Annotated in this window: 7 protein-coding genes; all 7 read right to left on the bottom strand. The window is 47.5% G+C overall.

All coding sequences use genetic code 11. From position 1 onward, the window contains the following. Positions 1 to 101: 101 nt before the first annotated feature. On the bottom strand, positions 102 to 3,488 hold the full coding sequence (locus B1728_RS24645) for a discoidin domain-containing protein (RefSeq protein WP_179136189.1): 3,387 nt from the start codon (positions 3,486 to 3,488) through the stop codon (positions 102 to 104). 115 nt (positions 3,489 to 3,603) lie between these two features. Beyond that, positions 3,604 to 4,953 carry an ABC transporter substrate-binding protein gene (locus tag B1728_RS24640; protein WP_079913080.1) on the bottom strand — a complete coding sequence of 450 codons (1,350 nt, stop codon included), beginning with the start codon at positions 4,951 to 4,953 and terminating at the stop codon, positions 3,604 to 3,606. A gap of 413 nt (positions 4,954 to 5,366) precedes the next feature. Further along, entirely contained in the window at positions 5,367 to 6,695 is a 1,329-nt protein-coding gene (locus B1728_RS24635; RefSeq protein ID WP_079913079.1) for an SMI1/KNR4 family protein, read from the bottom strand. A 14-nt stretch (positions 6,696 to 6,709) separates the two neighbouring features. Then, positions 6,710 to 7,261, bottom strand: coding sequence for an endonuclease V (locus tag B1728_RS24630; protein WP_256865486.1), 552 nt, complete (start codon positions 7,259 to 7,261; stop codon positions 6,710 to 6,712). Between the two features lie 212 nt (positions 7,262 to 7,473). Next, entirely contained in the window at positions 7,474 to 8,754 is a 1,281-nt protein-coding gene (locus tag B1728_RS24625; protein WP_079913077.1) for a glycoside hydrolase family 27 protein, read from the bottom strand. Positions 8,755 to 8,882: 128 nt separating this feature from the next. Next, the gene (locus B1728_RS24620) at positions 8,883 to 9,767 is read right to left on the bottom strand and encodes an AraC family transcriptional regulator (RefSeq protein WP_079913076.1); all 885 of its coding nucleotides are present in this window, start codon (positions 9,765 to 9,767) and stop codon (positions 8,883 to 8,885) included. Between the two features lie 539 nt (positions 9,768 to 10,306). Beyond that, on the bottom strand, positions 10,307 to 12,205 hold the full coding sequence (locus B1728_RS24610) for a right-handed parallel beta-helix repeat-containing protein (RefSeq protein ID WP_256865482.1): 1,899 nt from the start codon (positions 12,203 to 12,205) through the stop codon (positions 10,307 to 10,309). Positions 12,206 to 12,220: the final 15 nt, after the last annotated feature.

The raw sequence follows: 12,220 nt of genomic DNA, 5'->3' as shown, positions 1-12,220 counted from the left end.
AACGACAAAAAGCCGCAGGGCACCGGCTTGACCGCCAGTAATCTGCGACTGTTTTTTCGGGACACTTTATTTGATGCCGGAGCCGGTGAGGGTTCTATCTCCTAGTAGATCTCCTCTGATGCAGTGCCCACTTGTTTATATTGAATCTTTATATTATCTGAATGTATGGATTCACTGCTTTCATCACAGATAAACGAAACCTCGGCTAACGATGCGCATTCATCCTGATATGGGGCGCGGGTTGATCTGAAACCGTTATCTCTTATCCAATAAAATACGTCCTCGGCTCCGAAGCCCTCCATTAATTTAAGCCGAAGCTTCCGGAGCATCATACTGCTATCGAAGTATACTCTTTTTAAGTCGAACGATGCCGAGAACTCTCCGGATGCAGCATGAATCCATTCATTGCCGTCCAGCGAAGCGTATACTTCATATCTTCTTACGGCCCCTTCCGCATCCCTATGATTTTGTCTGGGCATCACATGGATTCCCCGTACCGAGACGGGCCGGTCCACCTCAAATTCCAGAACAAAAGGATACTTCCCGCCGTAGGGTCCGCCTGCAAGCCAATACGTGTTAGGGTCGCCGTCTAGTATACGGTCAATTGAAGTGTCGGGTGCTGTCAAATCCACCTTAATATCCCTGCTATCACTTGCTTCCTCTTCAACGAGCTTCACTGTTGTATTCAATCTTTTCATGACCGCCGTATCAAATAGAAATGATTGAAGCTGCTTCTTGGTCACTTTGACTTTAGGTTGAAAGTCAGTGCTGTCCATATATTTTAGAATGGAGTAAAGGAGCTGTCTTGCTGCCGGTCTTTGATCAAGATCCTTTACAAGATTGGCGGAACATACCACCAGCTTGCCGTTATAAAGATTGCATTCGAACGCCAAAGCGAGCTTATAATTACGGTTCCAATCGTCTATAGGCCAGATGAAAGGCTCTACTTCATCAGGTAATGCTTCGATATTGATGCCGCGGGCATTATCAACGATCTCAGCCCATTGCCATTCCATACCGCAGGAGGTGGGAAATTCCGCGAGTGCCGGGTGCGCCGTATCGCACCAAAGCCCGAGACTTCTTGACCATTTCGGACCCATCTGCGTATTCCAAAACGGCGGCAATATCGAGAGCGGCGGACAATGATAATCCAGACTTTCCGCTGCCGGCAAGAATAAAACCTTTTCGCCGTTTTTTAATAAACGCACAGCCTCGCTAAAGCTTTTTGTAACATGGACACTATCGAAGGTTGAAAAATCGCTCTTCGCCGGGTAGACCCAGAACTTCCAGTCATTTTCAATAGCTGTATTCTCGACGCCAATGACGAGTTTATAAGCTGAAGGTGCTGGAAGGCCGCCTAAATCGGTCTCTATTGTCCCGATGAAAGAATTTTTTCCCGTTCTAATCTCTTGCTTGTCAAAACTGCCGTTGATATACACCTTGCCGCTTTCATCTATAATTTTCCAATATATGGATAACTCGAGTAAATCCTCCTCGGCGAAGCATGCGATTTCGAGGTCCGCGCACAAAGTATCACTCGCTGTATATACCAATTTGTTTATTCTTGCAAGCGGAACGACCGGAGCACAAAAACGTCTGAACTGCTCCGGATTAATGTAAGGCTTTGGCTCCCAAAAGGCATCCAGCAAACCGACAAGGGCGCTTCCTTGGCCAAGATAATCATGCAGATCCAGTAGTGAAAAACCGGAATAGCCGAACGTACGAAGATTGGCTTCCACTTCCTCCTTATAAGCCGCTGCTTGAAGTATTCCTGATGCCTGCACAAAGTCCGCATTCTTATGGAGCATCTTATGTCTTTCCAGAGAATGCTTGAATATTTCATAGTTTCCGGCACGCAAATAACCTGTGAACTTAGGGATGATTGAAAAATCAGGATAGGCGCAATATTGGCCTACTTCATGAGACAGGAAAGGAACTTCCATATCTTCGAGGTATTTGGAATAATCACGGCCAAACCAGCCGTGTATACCTCTCATTCTTCCTTCCCCACGGCTGCACGTGTAATAATAATCCGTTCCGTCAACAGGTTCACCGTCCCTGGGCCAAAACCAGCCTGACTGGGCGCAGTAGAGACGTCTGTTGTCCAGCTTCCTGTACTTTGCAACCCAGCTTCTCACACAAGGTTTATAATTCCCATGCGGCTCATTGCCTGATGACAATAGAAGAAAGGATGCATGGTTGCCGTACGCTTTGATAATTCTATCTGTCTCAACATGCAGCTGCTGTTCAATAACGGCTCCCGGAATAAAATAATTCCACATGCCGGTTTCTATCTGAAGGTATATGCCTGCCTCATCAGCTGCAACAAATGCCGCTTCAGGCGGGCACCAGGAATGATAGCGGATATGATTCATGCCCCATTGTTTACATATAGACATGATTCTTCTCCACTCCTCTACATCCGTTGAAGGGGAGCCTGTCAAAGGAAAGCAGCCTGCATCATGGGTTCCTCTAAAGCTAATATTTCTTCCGTTGAGTACGAAATTTCTCCCTTGAGTTGTAATATTTCTAAGACCAAATGTTACGGATTTCGTATCAACGATCTCACCGCTTTGCCGATCTGTCAGGGTAATATCCAATTGATGCAGAGCGGGATTAAATTCATCCCACAGGGAGGCGTTCTCCCCAAGCTGCACGGTATACTCTATAATCCCACCTTCGTGGTCAATATCGGCATGAAAGGTCTCGTTATCGCTACTCGTCGGGTATTTGTCATTGTCTGAACAATTAAGGTTTATCGTCTTTTTTATGACAATAGCACCACGATGCCGGCTTCCGCTTCGATTGGTAATATGGATTTTAACAAGCGCGCTCTTGGTTGAATAATCCGGGTAAACGGAAATATCGTCGAGCCCTGTGAGAGACTTGGGAACAAGCTCCATTGTGCCGACGATCCCATTCCATGTGTTTCCCACGGAATCCGACACAGCATGGGCATCAGGGCGATAGGGATAAATCATACTGTTATCTACCCTAATGGTTAATACATGGTTCCCCTTTCGTAATATACCAAGATCGTAGATGTGTTCAGCGCAAAGACTATCGTAATCGCCAAAGCTCTGATCATCAATCCAAACCGATGTTTTCCATCGTGCGCGTTCAAGATGAAGCTCCACACGCTTATTTTCCCATTCCGGAGGAATATCGATGTCGGTCTGGTACCAGGCTGCCCCAATATAATGCCTAACCGGTTGTGATAAAAAAGGAACCTTGGTATGATCCTTTTCGGTAAATTCCTTGTATTCCTCTCGCAAAAACCATAAGCGGTCGTGCAAGCCGTCAACGAATGGCGTATCGGCCGATATTTTGTGACCAAAGCCTTGAGCCTGTAATGTGCCCGGCAGCAGGATCGTATGGTCTAAGCTATGCCGGTTATACCATGTTTCCTGGATACCAACATTATTCTCATCAAGCTGAAAACGCCAAACTCCGTGAAGCGATATAGGCTGCGGTAATGATCCAATCATCCAATTGTTCTCCTTATCCTTACTTCTTCGCATCCGCGATATTGCATCCCCATCTCTATCTCGCAAAGAAACCGTTTCCATAATTCTTTATTTATAACGATTAGGTTTTTTTCTGCTATTTCTGGGTTGCCTTTTTCTCCTGTATTCTCTTCTCGGCAGCTTCATTCGCTTCCCTTAATGCCGTATTAATATCTTTTGCTCCCGACTCCACGTTTTTGAACGCCGCATTAAACTCGCCCGAAGCGATGGAATCGTATTTGCTCATCGTATACTTGGGGGCCGGCCTCGATTTCAGGATGGCATCCAGATGCTTCCCTTTGAACACGCCAATGCTTTCACCGAATCGCTTATTCAGCTCCGGATCGGCAGAGGAAGATAACAGCCCGCTCTTAACGAGCTCCATCTGCGGTTCTTGAGACAACAGGTACATGATCACCTGGAAAGCCGCTTCTTTGTTCTTACTTGTATTCGTCACGTGGAGATTGTGAGAATCCGCCTGCCAGGCAACTCCCGGCGAATCCTGAAAGCTCGGCATTTGTGCCATATCCCAGTTAAACGGGTCACCGTTTAATTCCAGATCATTGATCAAGGTCGGAACGTCCGCGTACATCGGCCACATGGCCAGATTTTTATCTTTTAAAAATGCATCCTTGGCGGGTTTCCGGATTTCATTGCCTGGAATCTTATACAGCTTCATCATCGTTTCGTAAACCTTCTTAAATCCTTCTGTTTCCAGCAACGGTTTGTCTGTCTGGGCATCCACGTAAGGAAGCGATAGCTGGCTGTAAAAATCATTCAACGAATGGATATCAAGCCCTCGGTAAGCGACTCCGCCTTCATTTCTTGTCAGACTCTTAGATAGCTCAATCGCCTCGTCCCAGGTCATCCCGTCTTTCGGATACGGTACGCCGAAACGGTCGAAAATATCTTTGTTATAGTACAGAGCGGAGAAATTTACCCAGAACGGAAGCCCGTAAAGCTCGCCCTTGTCCCCCCACTGCTTGATGGCATCCAGAGCAGGCTGGTTCAGACTGTTTAAGTCGAAATGATGCTTCTTAATGAGCTCCCTCATGTCATAGAGCAGATTCAAATCTTTGTACTGCGTTAATCGAGGCGTGCTGTTGTACAAAATATCCGGAAATGTCCCCGCAATGACAAGCTCGTCCGGGTTGGTTCCTTTTTGCTTCCGAACCACTTCCAAGGTGATATTAGGAAATTTCTTTCTAACCGGGGCTATGATAAACCTTTCAAACCACTCGTCGGTCATGCCCAAATCGGTGTATATGCTGAGCTGTGCTGACAAATTAGGATCGAAATTCATTGTACCGGCTTTTTCGTTCTCCCCGGCTTTATTTGCCGTGTTCCCGTCCGCCTGACTGCCCGCTTGCGGGCTGCAACCCGAGAGTGCCGAGATGAAGCACAAACTGCTCAGCGCCAAGATCGATGCGTTACGGATTCTGACCATTTGGAGCGTTACCTCCCTCCTAATTGGGCCTAATGCAAAGACCGTTTACATAATTATAGTCTTGAGTTTAAGTGCTGTCTTTGTTTCATGTACCGTTTATTTGTCCTTTTTTCCAATAACTTGTTGGCCGAACAACAAATAGAGGCAGTCTAGTTGTCCTAGGCGGCCTCTGAGTCTGTCGAAAAACCTGTAAAGCTTAAAAAATAGCATAGGTACCCCGGTGGGGTATCCCCCTCCAGCCACTGTTGTTCCCAGAAAAATTTTGATTATATCGCTTTACAGCGGGTATTTTCCGGGAATAATGGCGGACGCTATCGCTCCTACGAGGGATACCCCACCTACCACCTTTTGTATGTTTCTAAATGTTTCACTTGCCTGATAACTTCATGGGGAGTCCCGGTTGTACTATGAAATTATTGTTGGTCAAAATAATCTTCCGGCAAATTCAATTCTTTCAAACAGCCTATAAATTGGTCCCTGAAATTAGGATTGTGTTTATATTCCGGCCATGCAGCCTTATAATACGGCAATAGCTTAGCATGAGGGACAATACCCCAAAATAAAATGGAGTTTTTCATAACCTCCCTGCCGCCACCTTTGAACATCTGTTCAATGATCTCCCAGCCTTCCGATTTGTCGTTGCAGCTGCGTGTCGCATAGATTGCGGCGGCTTGCATATTCGAGTCAGCATGGCACAAAAAAGGGGCAAAATTTTGAAGTGTAATCGCGCCTGAGGATTCCAAAACATACCCCGCGTGACGTAACGTTTCTTGATCCCGAACTCTGTCAAGACTTTGCAATATGACTTTTATAAATGCCGTTATATCTGTAGATTTACCGTAGGAGTTTAGAATCATTAAAGCTTGTAAAAAATCCTCATCCTTTTCCGAATGCAGAAGCTCCAGAAGATGGTCTTTTCCCGCTTCTACAGAGGTTTTGCAGATTAGCTGTATGGCTGTGGTGCGGCCTTTTTGTTTTTGCCCGGCAACGTGTTTTAAAAAATCTATGGTTGACTGCGAAACGTTCTTAAACTTGAACATTCCATCGAGCGCTTTTAATTGGATCTCTTCGTCAGTGGCGTTTTGATATACCTGTACCAACGCATTTTCATCACCAGGCATTTTGCTGCCAAACCACGTAATATCGTAATCCAATATAATTTCATCCAACCAGCGCTCATACCAGTCCAGAAAGCTGTCTTCATAGACGAAGAAAAAGGGATGATCAGGATAAAAATCGGAAGTGTATACGATTTTCCCCCTGTGTTCTCCTTCTAGGACGAGATACATATCGTATTCGCAGCCTTGTGTGCCAATGCACAACATGCCTCCCATCACTCTGTTACGGGCTGCGTCGTATTCCGGATCGGAGATGTCCTCATCGCTGATCAAGGGATCAACCAGATGATTCCACTCTTCCTTGGTCATTCCGGGGTGCAGAACGCATTTTGCTGCGAGTGCATTGCTATCGGTATAGGAAGCTGCCTTTTCAATCGGATACATCCCGTAATACGGCCCTGCGCCTCCATTTCCAACTTTCATCAAAAACTGCGCATAAGGCTCTGGCAGTGTGACCCGATTTGCCGCGTGCCAGTCCTCAAGCTCTTTTGCCGTGAGCTTATTATAAACCCTGTATTTATGGGAGGACGCTCCAAAAACAGAAAAATTCGCATCTTTGTGAAGGGCCTTTTCGAGCTTGCTTTTTATTCGGTCTAGTTGTGTTTCTTTCTTCCAAAAAAACATAGGGAATCCCCCTTCTATAGCTGAGCTTCCTTGGTTTGCTTATCCAGCAATTTCAGCAGATGCGGAAACCGGTATTCTCCGTACATACTCTGTATATGTCTGGCAGCGGCTTCCAACTCTATGCCGACAGACGTGATATACAAAGGCTTTGAGCTGCTGCCTCGATAAATCTCCTTGACATTGACTTCATTGTCGTGAAAGGAGCTTTTTGCAACACCGATCACTGGAATTTCAGCTGAAAAATTGCTGTAAACATAATATCCGAGCCCGGGCTTTTTCTCATTGTTTAAGTACACGTAGCCGTCCACAACAATAGTATGGATTTGATTAATATTCGTAAGCTTCAGCAGCTCCTGTATGCAGGGGAGCTCTCTTTTATAGAAAGATCCCGCTTCGTATACGTGAGGGTTTTCCGTATAAGACGTGATGATTTTGAGTGGTTCGGGATCTTCCCAACGTTGAAAAATAACCCCGACTGCTTTCGCTCTATGCTCCTCATAATACACATCTACGGCGATGATCATGGATAGAGATTCCTTCCTTAAAGCACTTTTTAAGCTATGGATTTAACCCAATATATCACATTTTGCCGTGCCATTTCACCGTCAGCGGTCGACGGGAGGAAAGCTGAATTAAAAAGGAAGGCCCTCAATCCCTAAGGAGAGAGAGCATAATGGTTTGGCACGTCCAGCTTGATTCTACTTAGCCTAGTGCTTATGGAGATGCTAAGCCCTGTTGTGAAGGGTGAAGTCAAAACGATTACGGCTTAATGTGTATGCTATGTTAGGGCGAAGAGTGCCGCTCCGTGCGGCGGTACCTCTACGGCCAGCTCATGATCCAGTGAACCGATCTCTCGTCCGCTCCATAGCTCCTTCGCTTGTGCTGCTTCGCTTATGCCTAACCGGGCCAGCGGTACGGTTATAACAATAGGATCCTCGCCGGTGTTAAACAGCGCGGCGTAGCGCTCACCCTCTGGGCCTTCGGCCTTCCAGACGATGCCGGCACCTTCCCGCATGACCTGGCGGGCACCGAAGCTGGAGCGGTGCATATGAAGCACCTCGCGGTTTGTCAGCAGCGACAACGTCCAATCATCGTTATCACGAAGCTCTCCGCCGAACATGAGCGGCGAACGGAAGATAGTCCAAAGCGTCATCATCGTCAGCTGCTCGTCCCGTGTGAAACGCGTCCATCTGTCAGTCCCTCCGCCGTCTACGGAGCGGATGCCGATATGCCCAAGCGGCAGCATGTCGCAATCAGGCCAGCAGCCGGGCTTCGGACTTCCTTCCCATTTCTCGCAGCGATCAAACATGTCGTACAGCATCGGCCACTGATCCCAGAAATCGTCGGTCATCCGCCACATGTTGGCGTTCGCCTCGAAGCGGTCGGAGTGTTCGACAGGCGCCGGCCCAGGGGAAAGACTCAGTACCATAGGCCGTCCGCAGCGGTCCATCGCCTTCCGGATCATTTCGATCTCTGCCAGATGGGTGCCATATAGTCTTGACGCGGCAATATCATCGACCTTGACGAAATCGACGCCCCACTCAGCGTACAGCTCGAACAATGAATCATAATAGGCTTGAGCGCCCTCCTTGTTGACGTCAACGCCGTACATATCCGTGTTCCACGGACAGATTGAATTCGGATGTGCAATCTCGCGTGCCGTAGCGGCTGTGCCTTTGATCGGCATGTTGTCATGAACTGCCTGACGTGGAATGCCGCGCATGATATGGATGCCGAATTTCAGCCCGAGCCCGTGAATGTAGTCTGCCAAAGGCTTGAAGCCCACACCGCCCTCCGCAGAAGGAAAGCGGTTCACGGCCGGCATAAGACGCGAGTACTCGTCAAGCTCCAGCCGGACGAAAGGCCGGTATTGTGACGAGACGGCGCCGGGCTCATACCATTGGATGTCTACGACGATGTATTCCCAGCCATAGTCCTTCAAATGTTGTGCCATATAATCCGCATTCCCGCGGATCTCGGCTTCCGTTACGGCCGCGCCGTAACAATCCCAGCTGTTCCACCCCATTGGGGGCGTTGGGGCAAGGAAGTGATGCTGCATGACGAACCTCCAGTATGATGTTGGAATGAATTGCTCTTATATCTACATCATACGATTCGGAGATACAGCTTTTCTACAGTAATCTTGATCATTCGATGGTAAAATATTGCGGTTCACGCCTCATCTCGTTAATCGAAGAACATGCGGTTGAATGTCAATTGCCCCTCACCGGAACGGAAGCTTCCCGGCGTCCGGCCCGTCACTTTTCGAAACACTTTGATAAAATAACTTCCGCTAGAGTACCCGACCCGTTCTGCGATCTCCTCGACGCTCCAATCCGTCTGGTGCAGCAGGCGCATCGCCTGCTCGATCCGCACGCGATTTAAATAGTCATTGGGCGAAATACCGACTGTGGCGGTGAATGTACGTAATAGATGATACTTGGACAGTCCCAGCTGTTCAGACAGCTGATCGAGGCTTATCATCCGGTCATAATGGGACTCCAGGAACGCTGCGGCTTCCTTTATTTTCACTGGCCACTTCTGTCCCTCTCCGTCCGGCGCGGACGCCAACCGGCACAATTCGGAAACGAATTGATACATATACGAGGATGCGGTATACGGTTCTGTGATCCTGCCAGCATTCGCCTCCTCCCAGATATGCTCCAGAAAACGAATAGGCCTGCTTGTCTGCTGCAGGTATGGCGTTTCGCCTAATCTGCGTATTGCTTCCTCCCAATTCGGCAGGATGAGCGATGGCCTTAAAAGCACAAAAATAAACGACCAACAGGAGCTGTCCTCCGGGAAATAGTAACGGTGATTACCGGGAATTTCCGCCATAAATGCCCGTCCCGCTTCGATTCGGTACGTGTTTCCGCCGTTTTCATAAATACCCTCGCCTTCCAACGTATATTGGAACAGCAGCAGCGGACCGTCCGTCCGTTCGAGACCGCCCCAGCAGTAAGATGTATCCCTTACTACGTCCCGCCCGACGGCAAACAACTCGCACATGGACAAATTCGTTGGGACTTTGAATCGGAAACCGAATGTGCCTGTCTCGGTACCTGATGCCATGCGATCTCCTCCTCGGTTTCGCTTGCTATGCTATATAAGATGATCATGACATTATGCTACCACATTTTTATCCCCGATAATGAAATATTTCAGGTACAGCACATCCCATTCATCTGTTTAAAAAATAGAGGCCTGCCATCTAGGCAGGGCCGAGTTTGTCGAGAAACCTATAAAAGCTTGAACTTTTGCTAATATACTCCGGTGCGGTATGCCCCTCCAGCCTCTGTTGAAACCCGTGAATAGGATTAGATTTAGCGGTATTTTCACGGGTTTCAAAGGAGGACGTAAACTCCTCCGAGGCATACCCCACCTCCATATGCAGCATAGTTCACGCAAACAGGGTTTCTCAACATCCTGAGGCCTGCCGTCTAGGCAGGCCAATATTTTTATCGCTTCGTCTGCATAGGAATCTCATTCTCTCCGGCCCGACCCACCCAAAAAACCCGGCGCGAGAATTCTCGCACCGGGTTCTTTCTTTAGAGTCTGCCTAAGGGATATATAAATCGGAAAGCTGTCTATCTGTCCGTGGATATCCCGGTTTATTGTGGGGAGTTACCGCTGCTTTGATCAGCTTGGTCGTGTGGCACAGTGACCGTTGCCGTTGCGACGGTTTGGTTGCCCGCTTTATCGGAAGCCGTGTACGTGATGGTATAGATACGTGATTTTTCCGCACGCAAGCTGAAGGAAGTCGCTGCTGTTCCGAACTCGGCCTGAATATCGTCTCGATCGGTATTCGGCTGATTGCTCGTGATCGACGTTAGAATCATTAAATCTACGCCGGATTCAGCATCGCTCGCATTCGGTAAGACACTGATCTTAACCATCTTGTGATTTGGCGGCCAAATCGTTGTTCTATCGAGCTGGATGGAGAACTTCGGAGCGGTCTTGTCGATATTGCTGACCGTGTAGCTCGACACATTCGAAACATTGCCTGCTGCATCCGTTCCTCTCGCGTACACCGTATCATTAGCAGATATAGCTATGGGCGTATGATAAGTTTTCCATTCCCCATTGACGCCTAACTTGTATTCTTTCACAACAGCATCATCCGGGTAACTAATCGTTAGGATCACGTCGCCATTGGTCGGAGCTGTAACGTCCGCAGTGAAGGTAGCATCGGCTGGAGCCGTCTTGTCAACGTCCCTATCGGCAAGGTAGCCCAAGCCATTTTTGTATAGAGGACTGGTAGGCACCGGGCGCATAAAAGTAACATCCGGCAAGCTGCCGTCCGGTTTTCTAGGTGCAGATAATTGGGTCATATCCAAACTTACAAAATCTTTATCTGTCAGCTTAAGCCCGCCATCCATGGTCCATGAGTTGTTAGTGACATGTTCCGGCGGATTATTATCATTGGCTATGGATGTGCCCATATAAGCAATGTTATTATGTAACACTTCTCTGTAACCGGGGATGTCGATATCCTCCGTTGGACTAACGCGCTCAAGCATATTGAAATTAGCATTCCTATTATTGTAAGCGGTGTTATTAATCCAATTAGCCGATTGACCCGGCTGATGATTAGCATAAAATCCATTTGCTCCGTTATTAACAGCTAAGGAATAAGTAACGGTATGAACCGGCACTGGATCAGGAATTCCGGTTGTTCTATGAGAATACCCGCCGACTTTAAACCCATTTTTGTCGCCTATCCCATTCTGATTCCCTCGATGATTGAAAGACCAGGAATGGTCATAAGTCACTGCCGCACTCGAGCTGATACTGTCAAACCCATCGTCGCTGTTATTCCATGCACGGGAGTTAATGAACGAAACGGGACCAGCATGTGCACCAAAACCATCTGTATTTCCCGCTGATGTATCCGTTGGTCCAATGTTATTGTAAGAATCACAATTTAGGACAATTCCTGTCCCTCTTGTTGTAAAGTAAAAGCCGTTAGCTTCATTATCATGTGCAGCTACATTCTCGAAATCGGCTTGACCGATTATTCTGAACACCTCGGATTGCTTTTGGTTGCCTACCTTAACCCCTATCGCATCAAATCCTTTGAATTTGACACCTGTTACTTTATCTGCCACACGAAAAGCAGCCACACGTAAATTGGTTGGCACATTTTTGAAATCAAAAACGGGCCTTTTATCCCCAGGATAAGCCTCGTAGGTAATCCCGCTCTTAGTAATGTCATGGACATAATTATAATTACTATCGGTATTGGCAATTTCAAAATCATCATAAACTCCTCCGCGAATATATACGGTATCCCCCGATGATGCTGCTGATTGCGCTTTCATAATGCTCTTGAACGGTGCGCTTTCCGTTCCTGAATTGCTGTCACTCCCCGTTGGAGAAATGTAGTAATTTGCGGCAAATGCTGAGGATGTTATTACAAATAATGCCGCTAAACTTAGCATGATCGTGGCTGCACAAATTTTGGAAAGCTGACCCATTGCAGTGAAAGTAGCTGTTATTGATTTTTCCATAGTTCTTCCTCCTTT

This window comes from Paenibacillus sp. 32352 (assembly GCF_002042965.1).
In the GTDB taxonomy this organism is placed as follows: Bacteria; Bacillota; Bacilli; order Paenibacillales; family NBRC-103111; genus Paenibacillus_S; species Paenibacillus_S vulneris.
This window is presented reverse-complemented; position numbering and strand designations above follow the sequence as displayed.

Bases quoted from the DNA above. Each gene is read 5' to 3' on its own strand.
- B1728_RS24610 (WP_256865482.1), bottom strand. From the start codon at position 12,205: ATGGAAAAATCAATAACAGCTACTTTCACTGCAATGGGTCAGCTTTCC.
- B1728_RS24620 (WP_079913076.1), bottom strand. From the start codon at position 9,767: ATGGCATCAGGTACCGAGACAGGCACATTCGGTTTCCGATTCAAAGTC.
- B1728_RS24640 (WP_079913080.1), bottom strand. From the start codon at position 4,953: ATGGTCAGAATCCGTAACGCATCGATCTTGGCGCTGAGCAGTTTGTGC.
- B1728_RS24645 (WP_179136189.1), bottom strand. From the start codon at position 3,488: ATGATTGGATCATTACCGCAGCCTATATCGCTTCACGGAGTTTGGCGT.
- B1728_RS24625 (WP_079913077.1), bottom strand. From the start codon at position 8,754: ATGCAGCATCACTTCCTTGCCCCAACGCCCCCAATGGGGTGGAACAGC.
- B1728_RS24635 (WP_079913079.1), bottom strand. From the start codon at position 6,695: ATGTTTTTTTGGAAGAAAGAAACACAACTAGACCGAATAAAAAGCAAG.